17 protein-coding genes are annotated in these 20,668 nt (G+C 73.9%); 12 read left to right on the forward strand and 5 right to left on the reverse strand.

Features of this window, described 5'->3' with window-relative positions:
- Nucleotides 1–58: 58 nt before the first annotated feature.
- Nucleotides 59–589 (reverse strand): acyl-CoA thioesterase, encoded by a 531-nt coding sequence (locus tag LG396_RS33715; protein ID WP_018840766.1) that lies wholly within the window; start codon nt 587–589, stop codon nt 59–61.
- 197 nt (nt 590–786) lie between these two features.
- On the opposite strand from LG396_RS33715, the gene LG396_RS33720 reads away from it, so the two are divergent.
- A complete protein-coding gene (locus tag LG396_RS33720) occupies nt 787–1,959 on the forward strand; it encodes an LCP family protein (protein WP_018840767.1) in 1,173 nt (390 codons plus the stop codon).
- Between the two features lie 127 nt (nt 1,960–2,086).
- On the opposite strand, the gene LG396_RS33725 is transcribed toward LG396_RS33720, so the two are convergent.
- Genes LG396_RS33725 through LG396_RS33735 form a run of 3 tightly spaced genes read right to left on the reverse strand, consistent with a single transcriptional unit; the run spans nt 2,087 to nt 5,010 of the window.
- Nucleotides 2,087–3,511 carry a coenzyme F420-0:L-glutamate ligase gene (locus tag LG396_RS33725; RefSeq protein ID WP_225797664.1) on the reverse strand — a complete coding sequence of 475 codons (1,425 nt, stop codon included), beginning with the start codon at nt 3,509–3,511 and terminating at the stop codon, nt 2,087–2,089.
- Entirely contained in the window at nt 3,508–4,464 is a 957-nt protein-coding gene (gene cofD / locus LG396_RS33730) for a 2-phospho-L-lactate transferase (RefSeq protein ID WP_037750523.1), read from the reverse strand. Before cofD ends, LG396_RS33725 begins: the two co-directional genes overlap by 4 nt.
- 24 nt (nt 4,465–4,488) lie before the next feature.
- Nucleotides 4,489–5,010, reverse strand: a complete 522-nt coding sequence (locus LG396_RS33735; RefSeq protein WP_037750520.1) for a cysteine dioxygenase — start codon at nt 5,008–5,010, stop codon at nt 4,489–4,491.
- A 628-nt stretch (nt 5,011–5,638) separates the two neighbouring features.
- Here LG396_RS33735 and LG396_RS33740 point away from each other — a divergent pair.
- From LG396_RS33740 to LG396_RS33750, 3 genes are all read left to right on the forward strand, one after another.
- Nucleotides 5,639–5,902 (forward strand): WhiB family transcriptional regulator, encoded by a 264-nt coding sequence (locus LG396_RS33740; protein ID WP_018840771.1) that lies wholly within the window; start codon nt 5,639–5,641, stop codon nt 5,900–5,902.
- A 277-nt stretch (nt 5,903–6,179) separates the two neighbouring features.
- On the forward strand, nt 6,180–9,974 hold the full coding sequence (locus LG396_RS33745) for a glycosyltransferase family 2 protein (RefSeq protein ID WP_225797665.1): 3,795 nt from the start codon (nt 6,180–6,182) through the stop codon (nt 9,972–9,974).
- Nucleotides 9,971–11,545, forward strand: coding sequence for a DUF5719 family protein (locus tag LG396_RS33750; RefSeq protein ID WP_225797666.1), 1,575 nt, complete (start codon nt 9,971–9,973; stop codon nt 11,543–11,545). Before LG396_RS33745 ends, LG396_RS33750 begins: the two co-directional genes overlap by 4 nt.
- Nucleotides 11,546–11,560: 15 nt before the next feature.
- Here LG396_RS33750 and LG396_RS33755 read toward each other — a convergent pair whose 3' ends face one another.
- Nucleotides 11,561–11,941, reverse strand: a complete 381-nt coding sequence (locus LG396_RS33755; protein WP_018840774.1) for a metallopeptidase family protein — start codon at nt 11,939–11,941, stop codon at nt 11,561–11,563.
- A 400-nt stretch (nt 11,942–12,341) separates the two neighbouring features.
- Here LG396_RS33755 and LG396_RS33760 point away from each other — a divergent pair, with 400 nt between their 5' ends.
- From LG396_RS33760 to LG396_RS33795, 8 genes are all read left to right on the forward strand, one after another.
- Nucleotides 12,342–12,743, forward strand: coding sequence for a DUF3499 domain-containing protein (locus LG396_RS33760; protein WP_225797668.1), 402 nt, complete (start codon nt 12,342–12,344; stop codon nt 12,741–12,743).
- Nucleotides 12,744–12,883: 140 nt separating this feature from the next.
- On the forward strand, nt 12,884–14,242 hold the full coding sequence (locus tag LG396_RS33765; protein ID WP_037750509.1) for a phosphomannomutase/phosphoglucomutase: 1,359 nt from the start codon (nt 12,884–12,886) through the stop codon (nt 14,240–14,242).
- Between the two features lie 127 nt (nt 14,243–14,369).
- Nucleotides 14,370–14,582: a Trm112 family protein gene (locus tag LG396_RS33770; protein ID WP_026276725.1), complete on the forward strand. Its 213-nt coding sequence runs from the start codon at nt 14,370–14,372 to the stop codon at nt 14,580–14,582.
- Nucleotides 14,583–14,594: 12 nt separating this feature from the next.
- Nucleotides 14,595–15,716: an SIS domain-containing protein gene (locus LG396_RS33775; RefSeq protein ID WP_225797669.1), complete on the forward strand. Its 1,122-nt coding sequence runs from the start codon at nt 14,595–14,597 to the stop codon at nt 15,714–15,716.
- A 19-nt stretch (nt 15,717–15,735) separates the two neighbouring features.
- Nucleotides 15,736–16,932: a mannose-6-phosphate isomerase, class I gene (manA, locus tag LG396_RS33780; RefSeq protein ID WP_225797670.1), complete on the forward strand. Its 1,197-nt coding sequence runs from the start codon at nt 15,736–15,738 to the stop codon at nt 16,930–16,932.
- A gap of 160 nt (nt 16,933–17,092) precedes the next feature.
- A complete protein-coding gene (locus tag LG396_RS33785; RefSeq protein WP_225797671.1) occupies nt 17,093–18,016 on the forward strand; it encodes a cation diffusion facilitator family transporter in 924 nt (307 codons plus the stop codon).
- 341 nt (nt 18,017–18,357) lie between these two features.
- Nucleotides 18,358–19,821, forward strand: coding sequence for an adenosylhomocysteinase (gene ahcY, locus LG396_RS33790; RefSeq protein ID WP_018840781.1), 1,464 nt, complete (start codon nt 18,358–18,360; stop codon nt 19,819–19,821).
- A gap of 86 nt (nt 19,822–19,907) precedes the next feature.
- On the forward strand, nt 19,908–20,525 hold the full coding sequence (locus LG396_RS33795) for a hypothetical protein (protein ID WP_225797672.1): 618 nt from the start codon (nt 19,908–19,910) through the stop codon (nt 20,523–20,525).
- The last annotated feature ends 143 nt before the right edge of the window (nt 20,526–20,668 follow it).

Below are 20,668 nucleotides of genomic sequence, written 5' to 3' on the forward strand. Positions count from 1 at the left end.
GCTGTACACGGGCCCCGCCTGCGCAGGCAGCGGCAGCCTCCGCCCCGTACACCCGCCGTCAGGCGCTCTCGCGGCGCTCTCTGAGGTTCTTGATCGCGCGCCGGCGGGCCAGCCGGTGGGTGCGCCGGATCTGCGCCTCCTGGCAGCGCCGCTCGTCGCGCTCCGTCTCCGGCGCCACGGGCGCCACCGGGCGGGGGCGGCCCTCGTCGTCGACCGCGGCGAAGACCAGGTAGGCGCTCGCGACCTGCTTCGCGGGCGTCGACTCGTTCCACCGCTCCGCCATCACCCGCACCCCGACCTCCATCGAGGTCCGCCCGGTCCAGTTGACCTGCGCCAGGACGTGCACCAGGTCCCCGATCCGCACCGGCTCCAGGAACACCATCTCGTCCATCGACGCGGTCACCGCGGGCCCGCCGCTGTGCCGCCCCGCGACCGCCCCGGCCACGTCGTCGACCAGCTTCATGATCACGCCGCCGTGCACGGTGCCGAGGAGGTTCGCGTCGTTCGCCGTCATGATCGACGACAACGTGGTGCGGGAGGCCGAGGTGGGCTTCGCCGCACCCGCCGCCGGGCGTGCCTGATCGTTCATGTGTGTCACTGTATGCGGCGCGCCGCTTTGCATCAGAACCGCTACAAGCCCGGCCCGATTCGGAACCCCCCTTCAGGTCGGACGGGCGGGCAGGGCACACTTCCCGCATGAATGACTGGCCCGAGGGATGGACTGCAGACAGCCGGGACCGGTACGGGCGCGGCAGCCGCGCGTCCGATCCGGAGCCCCACCGCGTCATGCCCGTCGTGGGCGGCGGCGGGGTGCCGCCGCAGCGTTCCCAGGGCTACGACGACGACCGCGGACCGTACGACGACGGCTACAACCAGGGGCAGGTCTACCGCAGCGGCGGCGGCGACCCCAACGGCCCGTACGGCGGCGACGACGGCGGCGACCGCCGGGCCTCCGGCTACGGCAAGCCGCCGCCGAACTGGCGCAAGCGGATCAAGATCGGCGCCATCGTCGCGCTCGTCATCCTCATAGTCGTGCCCGTCGCCACGTACTTCTGGGCGGACTCCAAGCTGCGCCGCGAGGTGGACCTCAGCAAGGTCGAGGACCGCCCCGGCGACACCGGGGGCACGAACTACCTCATCGTCGGCTCCGACAGCCGCGAGGGCCTGTCGAAGGAGCGGCAGGACGAGCTGCACACCGGCTCCGTCGAGGGCAAGCGCACCGACTCGATGATGATCCTGCACACCGGTGACAACGGGAACACGATGGTCAGCCTCCCGCGCGACTGGATGGTCACCATCCCGTCCTTCACCGGCTCGGAGACCGGCAACCGCATCCCGGAGCAGACGCAGAAGATCAACGCCGCGTACGCCATCGAGGGCCCGGAGCTGCTGGTCCGCACGGTCGAGTACAACACCGGCCTGAAGATCGACCACTACGCCGAGATCGGCTTCGGCGGCTTCGCCAACATCGTCGACGAGCTGGGCGGCGTCGAGATGTGCTTCGACGAGGCGGTCAAGGACAAGAACTCCGGCGCCGACTTCGAGAAGGGCTGCCAGGACCTCAACGGCGCCGAGGCGCTGGCCTTCGTCCGCAACCGCTACGCGCTGCCGGGCGGCGACCTGGACCGGACGAAGAACCAGCAGAAGCTGCTGTCGAAGCTCGCCAGCGAGTCGGCGAAGATCACGACGGTCATGAACCCGTTCAAGCTCTACCCGACGATGGGCGCCGGCCTGGACTCGCTGATCGTCGACAAGGACATGAGCCTGTTCAACGTGCTGCAGATGTTCTGGGCCATGAAGGGCGTCTCCGGCGGCGACGGGAAGTCGATGAACCTGCCGGTCGTCTCCGGCGGCACCGACCCGCGGCTCGGCTCCGTGCAGAAGTGGGACGAGCCGAAGGCCAAGCAGCTTTTCGAGCAGCTCAAGAACGACGACAAGGTCACCGTGTCGGCCGACTGAAGCGCCGGCCAACCGAGCAGATTGATCAGTCGGACGGGACGCCGGCCCGCGGTGGGCCGGGGTCCCGTCGTCGTTCGCCGCCGGGGCGCGCCGCGCTCGGCGCACCCCCTGCTAGGCCTTCCACGGCTCAGCGCACCACCGTGAACGTGTCGGCGGCCCGCGGCGGGCGCTGCCGCGGCGGGGCCGCCGCGTGGCCCACGGCCACCGCGCCCATGGGGTCCCAGTCCGCCGGCAGGTCCAGCACCTCGCGGACCACGTCCCGGCAGAACATCGTGGACGACACCCACGCCGAGCCCAGCCCCTCGCCGGCCAGCGCGACGAGGAAGTTCTGCACCCCGGCGCCCGTGGCGACGACGAACATCTCGCGCTCGGCGGCGTTGCGCCGGTCGTCGGGGTAGGTGTGCGAGCCGTCCATCACCAGGCAGGGCACCACGAGGTACGGGGCCTTGCGCAGCACGTCGCCGCGGCGGATCCGCTTGGCGACGGACTCCTCCGTGTAGTTGCTCAGCTCCCGCAGGTCCCGGATCCACGCCTCGCGCATCGCGTCCAGCAGCTCCGTCCGCGCCGCCTCGGACTCCAGCAGCACGAACCGCCACGGCGTCGTGTGGTGCGGCGCCGGCGCCGTCACCGCGGCGGCCACGGCCCGCCGCACGGCCGCCGGGTCGACGGGCTCGGCGGTGAACTCGCGCACCGTGCGCCGCTGCGTCACGGCCTCGCGGACCGCCTCCGAGGTGCCGAGGCGGAACATGTCCTCGACCGGCTCCCGCACCAGCGCGCGGGCGCCCGGCCCGTCGTCCTCGCCCGCCGGGGCGACGAGCTGCTGCAGCCCGCTGAGCACCGCCACCGGCAGCCCGTCGGCCTTGCCCTTGACCAGTTCGCCGGCGGCGGCAAGTTCGTCGGCCGCGGCGACGATGGTGCCCTCCAGGGCGTTGCCGAAGGTGTCGGGGGCGCCGCGCAGGTCGTCCAGCACCCGGACGCCGGCGGCGCCGATGGCGACGTCGGTGACGCCGTTGCGCCAGGGGCGGCCGAAGGTGTCGGTGACCAGGACGCCGACGTTGACACCGAGCGCGGCGCGCACGCCGGCGCGCAGCGCGCGGGCGGAGGCGTCGGAGTCCTCGGGGAGCAACAGGACCGTGCCGGCGGGTGTGTTGGAGGCGTCCACGCCGGCGGCGGCCATCACCAGGCCGTGCCGGGTCTCGACGATCCGCAGCGGCCCGCGGCGGGCGACGAGGCGCACGGCCTCCTCGTCGATGGCGGTCTCCCGGTCGCCCGGTACGGCGGTCTGCCGCACGCGGCCCTCCGCCTTGCTGACCACCTTGGAGGTGACGATCAGGATGTCGCCGTCGGCGAGCGGCGGGCCGGCGAGGCCGGGCGCGGCTGCGGCGACCAGCTTGGCCAGGTCGTCGCCGGGGCGGACCTCGGGGATGCCGGGCAGGGCCCGTACGCGGAACTCCGGGGCCGCCGCCGCGCCGCCCGCGTCCGCCGCGGCGGTGGCCGGGCCGGCTGCCGTGTCCGTCCGCGTGCCGGTGCCCGCACCCGTGTCCGCCGTCATGCCCGTACCTCCTGAGCCAGCTCCAGCGCCGCCGCGGCCATCCGCGCCGTCGCGTCCGTGTCGCGCATCATCAGCGGCACCGCCCGGCAGCGGATCCCGGCGGCCTCCACGGCCGGCACCGCCGCGGCGTCCACCTCGTCGACGAGCCAGCCGTCGATGAGCCCGGAGCCGTAGTGCAGCGCGACCGCGTCGGCGCTCGACTCGACGCCGACCGCGGCCAGCACCTTGTCCGCCATGCCGCGCACCGGGGCGCCGCCCACGATGGGGGACAGGCCCACGACGGGCACGTCAGCGTCGGCGATGGCCTCGCGGATGCCCGGCACGGCGAGGATCGTGCCGATGCTGACGACGGGGTTGGACGGCGGGAAGAGGACGACGTCGGCCTCGGCGATGGCCTCCAGCACGCCGGGCGCGGGCTTGGCCTGTTCGGCGCCGACGGGCACCACGGCGAGCGCGGGCACGGAGGCGCGCAGCCGCACCCAGTACTCCTGGAAGTGGACCGCCTTGCGCTCGCCGTCCAGCTCGACGGCGACGTGCGTCTCGACCCGGTCGTCGGTCATCGGCAGCAGCCGCACGCCCGGTTGCCAGCGGTCGCACAGCGCCTCGGTGACGGCGCTGAGCGGGAAGCCGGCGCCGAGCATCTGGGTGCGCACGATGTGGGTGGCGAAGTCGCGGTCGCCGAGCCCGAACCAGCCCGGGCCGACGCCGTACGCGGCCAGCTCCTCCTTGACGGCGAACGTCTCGCCGGCGCGGCCCCAGCCCTGCTCCTCGTGGATGCCGCCGCCGAGCGTGTACATCACGGTGTCCAGGTCGGGACAGACCTTGAGGCCGAACAGGTGGATGTCGTCGCCGGTGTTGCCGACGACGGTGACGTCCGCGTCCGGCTCTGCCTGCTTGAGGCCGCGGAGGAACCGGGCGCCGCCGATCCCGCCGGCCAGTACAACGATGCGCATGGCGCCCAGTCTTGCAGGCCGGGCTCAGCCGTGGGCGGGCTCGGGCGTCCGGCGGGCGGCGCAGCACGCGACTGCTGTCCGGAGGGAGCGGTCCTCGTGCATCGGCATCTCGGTCAGGGCGGGGAAGTAGACGTGGAGGCTGACGGCTGGCGTCAGCGCGTCGTTGACGACTTCGTGGACGTACCCCGGCGCGAAGACGCGCTGCGCGCCCGGCGTGAGGGTGCGCGGGGTGTGGTTCGCGCGCTCCGTCAACTCCCCTTCCAGCACGGTGAGTACACCGGAGGAGGGGCCGTGGCCGTGCGCGCCGCTGCGCTGTCCCGGCAGCCAGCTCAGCAGCCACACCTCGTAGCCGGGGCCGGTACGCAGCCGGTGGTACCAGCGGGTGACGGGGTCGTAGTCGACCAGCGGCGCCCAGGCGTCCCGGTCGGCGGCGAGCGCGCGGGCGAGGCCGGCGAAGTCGGCGACGGTGGCGGGGTGGGCGGGCGCGGGCGGGAGCAGGTGGGGGAAGGCGAGCGGGTCGCCGCCGATCTGGATGTCGCTGAGCATGGGCTCGGGAGTCCTTGGCGTGTGTGGAGCGCGCGGAGTGCGGGGGTGGAGCGGCAGGAGAGGGGTGGCCTGCGGGGCAGGCAGCAGGGAGCGGAGCTGGAGCCTCAGCGGCTACAACAGCTCGGACACTCCTCGCTCGACCGGTACGGCCACGGGCCCGACATACGCATCAGCAGAGCGGATCCGGGTGGTGGTTGTCAACTGGATGTCCGGGTTGCCCGCAAGGATTCACACCTTCCGGTTGCCGGGCGTGGCGAAAGGTTTATTCACCCCGTTGTACGGAGAGACGGCGACCAACCGCAGGGCGACCATCGGGGTCGGGGTGCCGTTGTGCATCCGTGACGCGACTGTGATCTTCTTCGCTTTGCCGGGCGGGCCGCAACGACGCCGTAGCCCCGATCGTCTCCCTCGGTAGGGCGGCCTGCCGGGGTAGCGGTCTATCGGACTGTCATGGTCTTGGCCGATATGAACACTATTCACGAGGGCTTGGTGCCGCAGGGTGAATAAGAGGTCCAATAGCAGATCCCGGCTTGACTGTGCCAGAGCGGCGTACCTGTAATTTCACACGTGTCCGTTCAGGCGATTCAGTAACGGCAACATCACGGGGAAGCAAAGACGAGGGGCGCAGATGACCGAGCTGTTCCAGCAGGTGCTGGTCGAGGAGGCGGACGAGGAGCTCGGGTGGCAGGAGCGCGCCTTGTGCGCCCAGACCGATCCCGAGTCCTTCTTCCCGGAGAAGGGCGGATCCACGCGCGAGGCCAAGAAGGTCTGCCTCGCCTGCGAAGTCCGGTCCGAGTGCCTGGAGTACGCCCTCGCCAACGACGAGCGCTTCGGCATCTGGGGCGGCCTGTCCGAGCGCGAGCGGCGCCGCCTGAAGAAAGCCGCGCTGTAGCCGCTGCCCGACCCGGCGCCGCAGTCGGCGCCGTAGCCGGTACCCGGTGCCCGGCACGGCGCGATCCGCAGCGGTGAGGCCGGCGCGGAAGTATTCGCGCGGGCGTGCGCCCGGCGCCCGTACGGCGTACGTGACCTCGGCGGAACCCCGCGGCGGCCAGGGGATCGTCCCGCAAGTCGCCGTGTGACGGAGGGACCCTCTAGTGTGGGGCACCGTCCACGACAGCCGCCACATTCCCGGGAGGTGACCCCGGACTCCGCAAGGGGTCCGCACCTCGATGTCCGAGCACAGCAACGCTGACTACGCGGCCGGCTACCCGGCCGCCGCAGCCGACGCGGCAGGCCGGCCCGGGACGGCCACGGCCCCCGGCGGCGCTCCCGCCCATCCGCGGCACGTCGTCACCGCCGTGCTCGTCTCGCACGACGGCGAGCGGTGGCTGCCCGACGCGCTCGCCGCACTCACGGCGCAGGAGCGCCCCGTGCAGAACGTCATCGCCGCCGACACCGGCAGCGCCGACGGCTCCGCCCGCATCCTCACCGAAGCCCTCGGCGCCGAGCGGGTGCTCCACCTCGCCCGCCGCACCGGCTTCGGCACCGCCGCCGCCGAGGCGGCGCGCACCGCGGGCGTGCTCACCCCCGAGCAACTGCCGTACCTGCGCCGCCCCAGCGGCTGGGACCCCGTCAGCCGCAGCTGGCGCGACGACGCGTACGACATGCCGGAGTTCCCGCACGGCGAGCCCGTCCAGTGGCTGTGGCTGCTGCACGACGACTGCGCCGCCGAGCCCGACGCGCTCGCCGCCCTGCTCCGCGTCGCCGACGACATGCCCTCCGCCGCGATCATCGGCCCCAAGCTGCGCAGCTGGTACGACCGCAGGCAGCTGCTGGAGGCGGGCGTCTCCATCGCCCACAGCGGCCGCCGCTGGACCGGCATCGACCGCCGCGAGCAGGACCAGGGCCAGCACGACGGCATCCGCGACGTGCTGTCCGTCTCCACCGCCGGCATGCTCATCCGCCGCGACGTCTTCGACCAACTCGGCGGCTTCGACGCCCGGCTGCCCCTCATGCGCGACGACGTCGACCTGTGCTGGCGCGCCCACCGGGCCGGCCACCGCGTCGTCGTCCAGCCCGACGCCGTCATGCGGCACGCCGAGGCCGCCGCCCGCGAGCGGCGCTCCATCGACTGCATCGGCCGCTCCGAGCGCACGTCCGCGAGCCCGCACCGTGTCGACAAGGCCGGTGCCGCGTACACCCTCCTCGTCAACTCCACCACGGCCGCCCTGCCGTACATCGCCTTCCGGCTCGTCCTCGGCACCCTGCTGCGCACGCTGGCGTACCTCGTCGGCAAGGTCCCGCGCCAGGCCCTCGACGAGGTCGCCGGCCTCGGCGCCGTGCTGCTGCGCCCGCACCGCATCGCGGCCGCCCGCCGCCGGCGCGGCAAACCCGCCGTGCCGCCCGGCGACCTCAAACCCCTCTTCCCGGGCCGCGGTGCGACCGTACGCGCCACCTTCGAGCAGGTGCTCAGCAACTTCAGCGGCCGCTCCGAGCCCGAGCTGTCCGGCGGCGGCCGGCACGGCAGCGCCGTCGAGAGCGGCCCCGGCGACGAGGACGCGGACTTTCTCGAAGTCGAGCAGTTCGCCCGGCTGAAGAGGGTGGCGCGCAAGCCGGGACCGGTGCTCTTCGCCGTCCTGCTGCTCGTCGCCCTCATCGCCTGCCGCGAGCTGATCGGCGGCGGCGCCCTCATCGGCGGCGCGCTCCTGCCCGCCCCCGCCGACGCCGGGGACCTCTGGGCGTCGTACGCCGACTCCTGGCACGCCGTCGGCACCGGCGGCACCCAGGACGCGGCGCCCTACCTGGCGTTCCTCGCCGGTCTGGGCACCGTCCTGTTCGGCAGCACCAACGCCGCGCTGACCCTGCTGCTCGTCTGCTCGGTGCCGCTGGCCGGCTTCACCGCGTACTTCGCCTCCCGGCCGCTGGTCAGCTCCCGGCTGCTGCGCGCCTGGGGCAGCGTCGCGTACGCCTTCCTGCCGGCCGCCACCGGCGCGCTCGCCTCCGGCCGCATCGGCACCGCGGTCCTCGCCGTGCTGCTGCCGCTCATCGCCCGTGCCGCCGTCGCCGCGAGCGGGCTGCGCGGCCGGGCGAGCTGGCGCGGCGCCTGGGCGTACGCGCTGCTGCTGACCGTCACCACCGCCTTCACGCCCGTCGTCTGGCCGCTCGCCGCCTGCCTGGCCGCCGCACTGGTCGCCTGGAACGTCGTGCGCGGGCAGAGCCCCGTCGGGCTCGTCCTGCGCCAACTGGCCGTCCTGGTGACGCCCGTGGTGCTGCTGGCCCCCTGGTCGCTGGAGCTGCTGACGGCGCCGTCCCGCTTCTTCACCGAGGCCGGCCTGGAGACCGCTGCCACCGACGTGAGTCCGCTCGGCCTGCTGCTCGCCTCGCCCGGCGGCCCCAACGCCGGCGGCGGCGTGCTGCTCGCCGGCGTCGTGCTCGCCGCGCTGGCCGCGCTGCTGCGCTCCGACCGGCGGCTGCCGGTCAGCGCCGCGTGGGCCGTCGCCGCCGTCGCCGGGCTGCTCGCCGCGGCCGGCGCGGGCGACGGCTGGACCGGGCCGCAGACGCTCGTCTACGGGCTGGCGCTGCTGGCCGCCGCCGCCATCGGTGCCGACGGCGCCCGCCACCGCGTCGCCGAGCAGTCCTTCGGCTGGCGGCAGCCGGCCGCGGTGCTCGTCGCCGTCGCCTGCGCCGTGGGGCCGCTGGTGCTGGCCGCCGGATGGATGTGGCGCGGCGCCGACGGGCCGCTGGAGCGCGGCGGCGCCGACCAGGTGCCCGCCTTCGTCGCCGAGGAGAGCCGCACGCCGGACCAGCCGCGCACGCTGGTCGTCGGCGGGACCGCCGGGGACGTCGAATACATGCTCGTACGCGGCGCGGGCGCCCGCCTCGGCGACGCCGAGCTGGCTGCGGCCGACGGCGGCAACTCCCGGCTCTCCGGCACCGTTTCCGGGCTCGTGGCCGGCTCCGGCGCCGACCAGTCGGCGGAGCTGGGCGCGTACGCCGTGCGCTACGTCCTGGTACGCAACGACGCCCCCCGCACCTTCGGCCGCGTCCTCGACGCCACCCCGGGCCTGACCCGGCTCAGCCAGCAGGACGGGGGCGCGCTCTGGCGCGTCGACGTCCGGGTCTCGCGCGCCACCGTGGTCGCCGGCGAGGGCCAGGAGGCCACGGAGCCGGTGCCGGTCGCGGCCGGGCCCGTCGAGGTGCACACGGACCTCAAGGACGGCCCCGAGGGCCGCGTGCTGCGCCTCGCGGACGCGGCGAGCGCCGGGTGGCAGGCGACCCTGGACGGCGAGCCGCTGGAGGCCACCACCGTCGACGGCTGGGCGCAGGGCTTCGAGCTGCCCGCCGGCGGCGGGCGGCTGGACGTCACGTACGACACCGCCGTGACGCACACGGCGTGGACCTGGGCGCGCGGCGCGGCGCTGCTCGTCGTGCTGGTGCTGGCGCTGCCCGGGCGGCGGCGCGACGTGGACGACGACCTGCCGGACGCGGGCGCCCCGGCGGTGCCCGCGCAGGCGCTGGAGGGCGACGGCCGCCGGGCACGGCGGCTGCGGGCCGCGGCTGCCGCGGCGGAGGCCGAGGGCGGCGCGGCGCCGGCGGGCGCGGACGCGCCCGGTGCCGTGCCCGAGGCGCCCCCGATGCCGCCGGCTCCGCCCGGCTCCCCCGAGGAGCAGCCGGCCTGGGCCGCGGCGGCCGTGCCGGGCGCCGGGCAGGCGGATCAGGGCTACGGGGACACGGCGGTCGCCGACCCGTACGCGGCCCCGCCGCAGGGCTACGAGTGGGACGGCTCCGGCTACGGCGGGCAGTACGGCGGGACGTCGTACGAGGCGCCCTACGAGCCGCAATACGACGCCGGTGCGTACCAGGGCGAGCAGCAGCCCGGCGCCTCCGCGGTGCCCGGGCAGGGCGGCCAGGGCTACGGCGACGGCGAGCAGGACTCGTACGACGCGGGCCAGTACCCCGGCCCGTACTACGACCAACGGACCTACGGCGCGGGCGCCGAGCGGGACGGGAGCGACAACGCGTGAAGACCGGCCCCCTCTCCCTGATCGCCGCCGCGGCCGCGCTCGCCGTGACCGCCGGCGTCGCCACCCTCACCGTCCCCGACGACGAGGACGACGCCGGCAAGGCCGCGCCCGCCGCGGAGCGCATCGCCGTCGAGCGCTCCACCCTGCTGTGCCCGCAGCCGGGCGACACGGAGGTCGGCGAGACGACGTACACCTCCTTCGTGCCCCCGGGCGAGGGCGACGAGGGCAGTGCCGAACTGCTTCCCGCCACAACGGAGTCCGAAGCCGCCGAGGAACAAGAGAAGAAGGACGACGAGGACGGCGACAAGGACGGCGGCGGGAAGAACGACGAGAAGAATGACGAGAAGAAGGACGAGAAGAAGAAGGACGACGCCCCCGACCCCGTCGCCCCCCTGAAGCGCGCCGGCACCCCCGCCGAGGCCGTCACCGACGACGCGGAGGCCCCCGCGCTCGTCGGCACCGCGGAAGGCGACTTCGCCCCCGGCTGGAGCGTGCAGCAGACGACCCTCGTCTCCGCGGGCGACGGCCGCGGCCTGTCCGGCGCGCGCTGCACGGCGCCGGACAGCGAGTTCTGGTTCGCGGGCGCCAGCACGATCGACGAGCGCCGCGACTACGTCCAGCTCACCAACCCCGACGACGAGGCCGCCGTCGTCGACCTGGAACTGTTCGACAAGGACGGCCCGGTCGAGGGCGACGCCGGCAACGGCATCCAGGTCCCGGCGCACTCCAGCGTCTCGGTGCTGCTCTCCACGATCGCCGAGCAGCCGTCGATCAACGTCGCGGTGCACGTCGCCGCCCGCTCCGGCCGCGTCGGCGCCGCCGTGCACGTCGCCGACGAGCAACTCGGCGGCGACTGGCTCCAGCCCGTCTCCGAACCCGCGCCCGGCGCGGTCCTGCCCGGCATCCCGGGCGACGCCACCTCCGTGCGCCTGGTCGTCTACGTCCCGGGCGAGGACGACGCCGACCTCGCCGTGAAGCTCGCCGGCCCCAACGGCTCGATCACCCCCGCCGGGTACGAGTCGGTGCACGCGAAGAGCGGCATGACGACGGCGATCGACATGCAGAAACTCACGCAGGGCGAGGTGGGTTCGCTGGTCCTGGAGCCGGAGGACGGCAGTACGGCACCGGTCGTCGCCGCCCTGCGCGTGACCCGCGGCAAGAACACCGAGCAGGAGATGGCGTTCATCCCCTCCTCCGCGCCGGTCGAGGAGCGCACCACCGCGTCCGGGAACTGGGCGAAGGCCGCGAGCCTGTCCCTGGCCGCTCCCGGCAAGGCCGTCGAGGTCAAGGTGGCCGCGTCGCCGGGCAGCGAGGGCGGCGAGCCCGCGGAGGAGACGTACACGGTCAAGCCGGGCACCACCCTCACCGTCGAGCCGCCGAAGGCGTCCGGCAGGGAGGGCACGTTCGCGCTGACCGTCGAACGGGTCTCGGGCGGCGAGCTGTACGCGTCGCGCATGCTGGAGACAAAAGAGGACGGCATCCCGATGTTCACGATCCAGACCCTCCCCGACGACAAGGGGATGGTCGAAGTCCCGGACGCCGGGCAGGACCTGGGCGTCCTCATGGACTGACGTGCGCTGCCGCCGTCAGTCCTGCCCGTAGTGCGGGTCCACCGACTCCGGGGCGACGCCGAGGAGTTCGGCGACCTGCTCGACGATCACCTCGTGGACCAGCAGCGCGCGCTCGTCGCGGTTCTTCGTACGGATCTCGACGGGGCGGCGGTAGACGACGATGCGGTCCGGCGCCCCGCCGCCCGTGACGAGCCTGCCGAGCGGCACACCCCCGTCGTCCTCCCAGCCGGCCGGGCCGCCGGCGCCGCCCGGGACGTCGAGGACGGCGAACTCGACACCGGCGAGCTGCGGCCAGCGGCGTTCCAGGCGGGTGGCCGACTCGTGCACCAGGTCGACGAAGGCGTCGGAGCGGCTGACCGCCAGCGGCACCTGCGGCGGCGCCACGGGGCCCCGCATGCCGCGGCCGTGACGGTCGCGGGTGCGGCCGCGCGGGCGCGGCGGGGGCCCTGGGGGCGGCGCCGGTCTTTCCGTGTGCTCCATCACCGATGAGAGTAGCCCGCGCCGGGCCCGCCGCAGACCATCCCGGGGCAACCCCGGGAATGTCGCGAAGTGAACGCTCGGCACAGGAATCGGCACGCAGATGAACGTGCCGAAGTCCGCCGAAAGCGGTTGGATTGACACGATTTGCAGCCAGGGCTGATCACTTGCAACGTCGTACCCCCCGCCGATGTGACGGACGTCGCAGGTCAACTCGGCCACACGCGACCGGCTTCGCGCCGGACGGCGGGCGACACGGGTGGGTGAGGCGAAGGTGAGTCGTCGCGGCCCGCTCAGGAGTGCGGTACCGTCCAACCTCGTGAGCCCTGTACGTCGCTGTTCGCGCACCGCATGCGGCCGTGCCGCCGTCGCGACGCTCACCTACGTCTACGCCGATTCCACCGCCGTCCTGGGCCCCCTGGCGACCTACGCAGAGCCGCACTGCTACGACCTGTGCACGGAGCACTCCGAGCGGCTCACCGCCCCGCGCGGCTGGGAGGTCGTCCGGCTCGCGGTCCCCTCGGGCCCCGTACGGCCCAGCAGTGACGACCTGGAGGCCCTGGCCAACGCCGTACGCGAAGCGGCCCGCCCGCCCCGCGCGACGGCGGACGGCGACGGCGTGGCCGCCCCGCGCGCCGCGGCCCCCGGCGGCCGGGACGCGGACCCCATGGAGGTCGCCCGCCGCGCCCACCTGCGGGTGCTCCGCTCCCCGGAGGGCTGAAGCCGCCACGGCCGCCGGCGTCCCGCCGCAGTCCTCCCGCGCCGCCCCGTAGCGCCTCCCGATGGCCCGGCCCCGGACGGCGTGTGTCCGCCCCATCGCGTACTGTGCAAGCCTCAGCAGCGTGCGAAGGGCGGTAAACCGTGACCGATCTCTCGACGATCGTGAAGGCGTACGACGTACGCGGCGTCTTCCCCGAGCAGCTCGACGAGCCGCTCGTCGAGCTCTTCGGCGCCGCCTTCACCGAAACCACCGGCGCGGACAAGATCGTCGTCGGCCATGACATGCGCCCCTCGTCGCCCGCGCTGGCCGCCGCCTTCGCGCGCGGCGCCGTCGCCCGCGGCGCGGACGCCGTCCTCATCGGCCTGTGCTCCACCGACCAGCTCTACTTCGCCAGCGGCCATCTCGGCCTGCCCGGCGCCATGTTCACCGCCAGCCACAACCCCGCGCGGTACAACGGCATCAAGATGTGCCGCGCCGGCGCCGCCCCCGTCGGCCAGGACACCGGCCTCGCCGAGATCCGCGCCGAGGTCGAGCGGTGGCAGGCCGAGGGCCCGCCCGAGCCCGTCGCGGAGCCCGGCACCGTCACGGAGACCGACCTCCTCGCCGACTACGCGGCCCACCTGCGCTCCCTGGTCGACCTCAGCGCCGTGCGGCCCATGAAGGTCGTCGTCGACGCCGGCAACGGCATGGCGGGGCACACCGTGCCCAGCGTCTTCGAACCGCTGCCGGTCGAGGTCGTCCCCATGTACTTCGAGCTGGACGGCACCTTCCCCAACCACGAGGCCAACCCGCTCGATCCGAAGAACATCACCGACCTCCAGGCCGAGGTCCGCAGGACCGGTGCCGACGCCGGCCTCGCCTTCGACGGCGACGCCGACCGCTGCTTCGTCGTCGACGAGAAGGGCGACCCGGTCCCGCCGTCCGCGATCACGGCCCTCGTCGCCGCCCGCGAGCTGGAGCGCAACGGCGGCGGCACGATCATCCACAACCTGATCACGTCCTGGTCCGTGCCCGAAGTCGTCAAGGAGCACGGCGGCACACCCGTACGCACCCGCGTCGGCCACTCCTTCATCAAGGAGGAGATGGCCAGGACCGGCGCCATCTTCGGCGGCGAGCACTCCGCGCACTACTACTTCCGCGACTTCTGGAACGCCGACACCGGCATGCTCGCCGCCCTCCACGTCCTCGCCGCGCTCGGCGGCCAGGAGGGCCCGCTGTCGCAGCTCGTCGCCGCCTACGACAGGTACGCGGCCTCCGGCGAGATCAACAGCACCGTCGAGGACCAGGCCGGCCGGCTCGCGGCGGTCAAGGCCGCGTACACCGGTCGCGAGGGCGTCGAGATCGACGAGCTGGACGGGCTGACGATCACCGGCGACGGCTGGTGGTTCAACCTGCGGCCGTCCAACACCGAGCCGCTGCTCCGGCTGAACGTGGAGGCGGGCGACGCGGAGACCATGGCGCGGGTACGGGACGAGGCACTCGCGCTGGTACGGGGCTGAGCCGCCCGGCACCGCAGGAGAGGCCCGCCCACGCGCGGGCGGGCCCGTACGCCCGGCGGTAGGCTGGCGGATGCCGCTCGTACGCACAGCCGAGCCCAGCACCCGCAGCCAGCCGAAGGGGACGTACATGCCGGTCGAAGCCAGCCTCCTGGAGATCCTCGCCTGCCCGGCGTGCCACGCCCCGCTGCGCGAGAGCAAGGACGGCGCGGCCGGCGACGGCGCCACCGACGCCCCCGGCGAGCCCGAGCTGGAGTGCACCTCCGACACCTGCGGCCTCGTCTACCCCGTACGCGACGAGATCCCCGTCCTGCTCGTGGACGAAGCCCGCCGCCCCGCCTAGGCCCCCGCCGCCATGCTCGACGAGTCGCTGCTCGACGACCCCGCGGAACTCGCCCGCGCCGACGCCCGCGGCCTGCTGCGCACCGCCGCCCAGGCCGGCGCCCAGATGCGCATCGCCGCCCGCCAGGCCGCCGAGTCCGACCTCGCCCGGGTCCGGCCCGACGGCCGCCCCCGCGCGCTCCTCGTCGCCGGCCCCGGCCCCGTCGCGTACACCACGGCCGACCTGCTGCGTGCGCTGACCGCCGGCGCCTGCCCCGTCACCGCGCTGCGCCCCACCGGCGCCCGCCCCGAGCCCAGCGCCCTGAACTGGACACTGCCCGGCTGGGCCGGCCCGTACGACCTGCTGCTCATCGCCACCGACTACGGCCGCGAGCCCGGCCTCACCGCGCTCGTCGAGCAGGCGTACCGGCGCGGCTGCACCGTCGTCGCCGTCGCCCCGCGCACCTCCGCGGTCACCGAGATCGTCACCTCCCGCGGCCTGGCGATGCCGCTGCTGCGCGCCCCCGGCGAGCAGATCGAGACCGGCGGCCTGTGGCCGCTGCTCACCCCGCTCCTCGCGCTCGCCGACCGCGTCGAGCTGATCGCCGCCCCCGACGACGTCCTGTCCCGCGTCGCCGACCGCCTCGACATCGTCGCCGAGCGCTGCGGACCGGCCATCGAGACGTACGCGAACCCCGCCAAGACGCTCGCCGCCGAGCTGGCCGAGTCACTGCCGCTGCTGTGGAGCGAGGGCCCCCTCGCGGGCGTCGCCGCGCGCTACTTCGCCCGCCAGCTGGCCGCCGTCGCCGGCCGCCCCGCGCTGCCCGCGGCGCTGCCCGACGCGCTCGCCGCGCACGGCATGCTGCTGTCCGAGGCCTTCACCTCCGGCGCGGACCCCGACGACATCTTCCGCGACCGCGTCGAGGAGCCCGCCGCGCTGCGCGCCCGCATCGTCCTCCTGCACGACGAGTCCGCAGACTCCGCCCGCACCCCCCGGGAGGCCGCCCCCGCGGCCCGCGAGCTGGCCTCCGCCCAGGGCACCCCCGTCAGCGAGCTGGAACCGTCCGACGGCGCGCCCCTGGAGGCCGCCGGAGAGCTGATCGCCACCGCCGACTTCACCGCCGTTTACCTCGCCCTGGCTGCAGGTTCTTCCTGATCCGTACGAAGATGGCCGTATGGACCGCCTGAACAACACCGTCCGCCCGTACGCCTGGGGCTCCGTCACCGCGATCCCCGAGCTGCTCGGCACCGACCCGACCGACGAGCCGCAGGCAGAGCTGTGGATGGGCGCCCACCCGGGCGCGCCCTCCCGCCTCGACCGCGGCGCCGGCCCCGTCCCCCTGGACCAGGTGATCGACGGCGACCCCGAGGGGGAGCTGGGCCCGGCGGCCGTGGCGCGCTTCGGGCCCCGGCTGCCGTACCTGCTCAAGGTGCTGGCCGCCGCCGCCCCGCTGTCCCTCCAGGTCCACCCCGACCTCGCCCAGGCCCGCGCCGGCCACCGCGACGAGGAGGAGCGCGGCGTCCCCGCCGACGCCCCCCACCGCAACTACAAGGACGCCAACCACAAGCCCGAGCTGATCTGCGCCCTCACCCTCTTCGAGGGCCTGTGCGGCTTCCGCCCGGCCGCCGGCGCCGCAGACCTCCTCGACGGCCTCGGCGTCGACGGCCTCAAGCCGTACGCCGACGCGCTGCGCGCGCAGCCCGAGGAGGACGCGCTGCGCGAGGTGTTCGCCGGCGTGCTGCGCGCCGACCGCGACGAGCTGGCACCCACCGTCGAGGCCGCGGGCCGGGCGGCCGAGAAGCTGGGCACCACCGCCATCCCGTACGCCACCGACTACGCCGCCTACGGCGCCCTCGCCCGCTCCTGGCCCGGCGACCCCGGCGTCATCGCCGCCTTTCTGCTCAACGTCGTCAGACTGCAGCCCGGCGAGGCGCTCTTCCTCGGCGCCGGCGTCCCGCACGCCTACCTCGACGGCGTCGGCGTCGAGATCATGGCCAACTCCGACAACGTGCTGCGCTGCGGCCTCACCCCCAAGCACGTGGACGTGCCGGAGCTGCTGAAGATCGTCTCGTTCACCCCGGGCGCCCCCGAGGTGCTGCGGGCCGGCCCCGACGGCCGCTACGCCGTACCCGTCGACGACTTCCGCCTCCACCGCCACGACCTCGACGAAGGCCCGGTCACCGTCACCGCCGCGGCCGACGGCGGCGCCCCGCAGATCCTGCTGTGCACCGACGGCAGCGCCGAACTGACCAACGCCGCCGGCGAGCACCTGGCCCTGCACCGGGGCGAGTCGGCCTTCGTCCCGGCCGCGGACGGCACGCTGCACGCCACCGGCTCCGGCACGCTCTTCCGCGCCACGACCGCCGGCTGACCGCCGCCGCCCGGATCGCCGCGCTCGCCGCGGGTTGTCCACAGCCGCGGCCGGCAGGGCTTGCGCCCACCGGCCGCGGTGCTGACAGAATGTGCCGCCGTGACAGGGCGCGGCCTCCCGCCGCGCCCCGCGGAAAGCAGACGGAAGGAGCCGGCGGCACATGGCTGCAGGCGGCGGTACGAAGGCGATCCTCGCGGCGCTCGGCGCCAACTTGTCGATCGCAGTCGCGAAGTTCGTGGCATGGGCCTTCAGCGGCTCGTCCTCCATGCTCGCCGAGGCCGTGCACTCCCTGGCCGACTCCGGCAACCAGGCGCTGCTCCTCCTCGGAGGCAAGCGCGCCAAGCGCGCCGCCACGAAGGAACACCCCTTCGGCTACGGCCGCGAGAGGTACGTGTACGCGTTCCTCGTCTCCATCGTCCTCTTCACGGTCGGCGGCCTCTTCGCGGTCTACGAGGGCTATCACAAGATCGAAGACCCGCACGAGATCGACCACTGGTACTGGCCGGTGGGCGTCCTCGTCTTCGCGATCATCGCGGAGATCTTCTCCTTCCGCACCGCCATCAAGGAGTCCAACGAGGTGCGGGGCGACCAGGGCTGGTGGCAGTTCATCCGCCGGTCCAAGGCCCCCGAGCTGCCCGTGGTGCTGCTGGAGGACCTCGGCGCGCTCGTCGGCCTGGTCCTGGCACTCCTCGGCGTCGGCGTCGCCCTCGCCACCGGCGACGGCGTCTGGGACGGCGTCGGCACGGTGTGCATCGGCGTCCTGCTGCTGATCATCGCCGTGATACTCGCCATCGAGACCAAGAGCCTCCTCCTCGGCGAGGGCGCCAGCGAGGCGGACGTCGCGGCCATCACCACCGCGCTCGTCGACGGCGACGCCGTCACCGAGGTCATCCACCTCAAGACCCTCTACCTCGGCCCGGACGAGCTGCTGGTCGCCGCCAAGATCGCGGTGCAGCACGACGACACGGCGGGCGAGGTGGCCCGCGCCATCGACGCCGCGGAGTCCCGGGTGCGCGACGCGGTGCCGGTGGCCAGGATGATCTACCTGGAGCCGGACATCGCCCGCGCGAGCGCGGACGCGTAGCGAGCGCCGGGGCGCCGTGCCAGGCCGCAGGAGCGGACCGCGGCCCCGCCCTCCCGGCCCCGCGGTCTCATACGGGTGTCCACTCCGCGGGATGGCCCGTTCCCGTTGTCCACATGCCCACGCGGCGCGGGCAGCCTGCGGTAGATTCGTGGGGCAGAGCCAGACGTCGCTGCTGATGGCGATCGGGTGGCCCGCGAGCGGGCCGGCCGAGGGGGAGAGAGGGCCTCCGGCGGACTGAGCCGCAGAGGGACCGGTGTGTCCGTACGCGTGCGTGCATACGTGCGCCGCGCGCATGTCCCGTCTGCGCTCAGGGAATCCGACCACCCTCAAGGAGTTACGACGTGACTTCCACGACCACCGCCACGAGCCCGGACTTCAAGGTCGCCGACCTGTCCCTGGCCGCCTTCGGCCGCAAGGAGATCCAGCTCGCCGAGCACGAGATGCCCGGCCTCATGGCCATCCGCAACGAATACGCCGAGTCCCGGCCGCTCGCCGGCGCCCGCATCATGGGCTCGCTCCACATGACCGTGCAGACCGCGGTCCTCATCGAGACGCTGGCCGACCTCGGCGCCGACGTCCGCTGGGCCTCGTGCAACATCTTCTCCACCCAGGACCACGCCGCCGCGGCCGTCGCCGTCGGCCGCGACGGCACTCCGGACGACCCCCGCGGCGTCCCCGTCTTCGCCTGGAAGGGCGAGACGCTGGAGGAGTACTGGTGGTGCACGGAGCAGGCCCTCACCTGGCCCGGCGCCGCCACCGGCGGCCCGAACATGATCCTCGACGACGGCGGCGACGCCACCCTCCTCGTCCACAAGGGCGTCGAGTTCGAGAAGGACGGCAAGGTCCCCTCGCCCGACACCGCGGAGAGCGACGAAGAGCGCGTCATCCTCCAGCTCCTCACCCGCACCGTCGCCGAGTCGCCGCAGAAGTGGACCCAGCTCGCCTCCGAGATCCGCGGCGTCACCGAGGAGACCACCACAGGCGTCCACCGGCTCTACGAGATGCACCAGGCCGGCACGCTGCTCTTCCCGGCCATCAACGTCAACGACTCGGTGACCAAGTCGAAGTTCGACAACAAGTACGGCTGCCGCCACTCCCTCGTCGACGGCATCAACCGCGCCACCGACGTCCTCATCGGCGGCAAGACCGCGGTCATCTGCGGCTACGGCGACGTCGGCAAGGGCTGCGCCGAGTCCCTCCGCGCCCAGGGCGCCCGGGTCATCATCACCGAGATCGACCCGATCTGCGCGCTCCAGGCGGCCATGGACGGCTACCAGGTGGCGCGGCTGGAGGACGTCGTCGAGACCGCCGACATCTTCGTCACCGCCACCGGCAACAAGGACATCATCCTCGCCGAGCACATGGGGCGGATGAAGCACCAGGCGATCGTCGGCAACATCGGCCACTTCGACAACGAGATCGATATGGCCGGCCTCGCCAAGCTGCCCGGCGTGGTCAAGGACGAGGTCAAGCCCCAGGTGCACACCTGGACCTTCCCCGACGGCAAGGTCCTCATCGTGCTGTCCGAGGGCCGCCTGCTGAACCTCGGCAACGCGACCGGCCACCCGTCGTTCGTCATGTCCAACTCCTTCGCGAACCAGACGATCGCCCAGATCGAGCTGTTCACGAAGACCGCGGACTACCCGACCGGCGTCTACGTGCTGCCCAAGCACCTCGACGAGAAGGTCGCCCGCCTCCACCTCGACGCCCTCGGCGTCCGGCTCACCGAACTCCGGCCGGAGCAGGCGTCGTACATCGGCGTGCAGGTCGAGGGCCCGTACAAGCCGGACCACTACCGGTACTGACCCGCGAACCACCACCGCCGCCCGCCCGGGACCCCCGGGCGGGCGGCGGCACGTCCGGGGCCGGCTCGCCCGCGTAGGGTGCGGACATGCCGCGCGGACGCTATTCCCTCCACGACCCGTACGACGGCAGCACGCTGGGCGACGAGCACTTCCATTGCGCCCCCGGCGCCTCCGGCTGGCGCTACACGGCCCGGACCACCGCCCCGGACGGCACGGCCACCGGCTCCGTCGACCTCACCATCGACCACCTCGGCCGCCCCGTCCGCCTCGAACTCCACGCCGCCGGCTGGCAGGTCCGCGGCGCCGCCCTGGACGGCATCACCTGGGTCCGCTCGGACCCCACGGGAGCCGAGGCCCGCGAGGGCAACGCCCGCGCCCACGGATTCACGGGCACATCCCCGGCCTTCCTCATCGCCACCAGTCGCCTCCTCCCCGCACCCCCCACACCCGCCCCCCACCGCCTCCGCCTCGTCGCCCTCACCCATCCGGTCCTGGCGCCGCGCACGCTGGACCAGGCGTGGACGCGCACCGGGGAGGAAACCCACGAGGCCGACACGGGATCGCTGCGGGTGGTGAACTACCAGGTCAGCGACCTGGAGACGGGTGAACAGCACGAGGTCCACATCGCCGGCGACGTGGTCCTGGCAGCCCCCGGTGTCGAACTCGAGGAACTCGACACACCGCCCAACTCCCTGGACGGCTGAGGGCGATTCGCATTGCTCGCAGGTGACCTGGTACTGTTCACGTCGCTCGGGCAGGAGGGCACGATGACTCCGAAGCAGAGCACCTCTGAACTACCCGATCCGGAGCGGGAATTCGCACCGAAAAAGGTCTGGTAAGGTTCGGA

It is taken from the genome of Streptomyces aculeolatus (genome assembly GCF_020400605.1).
Lineage (GTDB): Bacteria > Actinomycetota > Actinomycetes > Streptomycetales > Streptomycetaceae > Streptomyces > Streptomyces aculeolatus.

Coding starts and splice junctions, on each gene's coding strand:
- LG396_RS33715 (WP_018840766.1), bottom strand. CDS start 589: ATGAACGATCAGGCACGCCCGGCGGCGGGTGCGGCGAAGCCCACCTCG.
- LG396_RS33720 (WP_018840767.1), top strand. CDS start 787: ATGCCCGTCGTGGGCGGCGGCGGGGTGCCGCCGCAGCGTTCCCAGGGC.
- LG396_RS33725 (WP_225797664.1), bottom strand. CDS start 3,511: ATGACGGCGGACACGGGTGCGGGCACCGGCACGCGGACGGACACGGCA.
- cofD (WP_037750523.1), bottom strand. CDS start 4,464: ATGCGCATCGTTGTACTGGCCGGCGGGATCGGCGGCGCCCGGTTCCTC.
- LG396_RS33735 (WP_037750520.1), bottom strand. CDS start 5,010: ATGCTCAGCGACATCCAGATCGGCGGCGACCCGCTCGCCTTCCCCCAC.
- LG396_RS33740 (WP_018840771.1), top strand. CDS start 5,639: ATGACCGAGCTGTTCCAGCAGGTGCTGGTCGAGGAGGCGGACGAGGAG.
- LG396_RS33745 (WP_225797665.1), top strand. CDS start 6,180: ATGTCCGAGCACAGCAACGCTGACTACGCGGCCGGCTACCCGGCCGCC.
- LG396_RS33755 (WP_018840774.1), bottom strand. CDS start 11,941: ATGCGGGGCCCCGTGGCGCCGCCGCAGGTGCCGCTGGCGGTCAGCCGC.
- LG396_RS33770 (WP_026276725.1), top strand. CDS start 14,370: ATGCCGGTCGAAGCCAGCCTCCTGGAGATCCTCGCCTGCCCGGCGTGC.
- LG396_RS33775 (WP_225797669.1), top strand. CDS start 14,595: ATGCTCGACGAGTCGCTGCTCGACGACCCCGCGGAACTCGCCCGCGCC.
- manA (WP_225797670.1), top strand. CDS start 15,736: ATGGACCGCCTGAACAACACCGTCCGCCCGTACGCCTGGGGCTCCGTC.
- LG396_RS33785 (WP_225797671.1), top strand. CDS start 17,093: ATGGCTGCAGGCGGCGGTACGAAGGCGATCCTCGCGGCGCTCGGCGCC.
- LG396_RS33795 (WP_225797672.1), top strand. CDS start 19,908: ATGCCGCGCGGACGCTATTCCCTCCACGACCCGTACGACGGCAGCACG.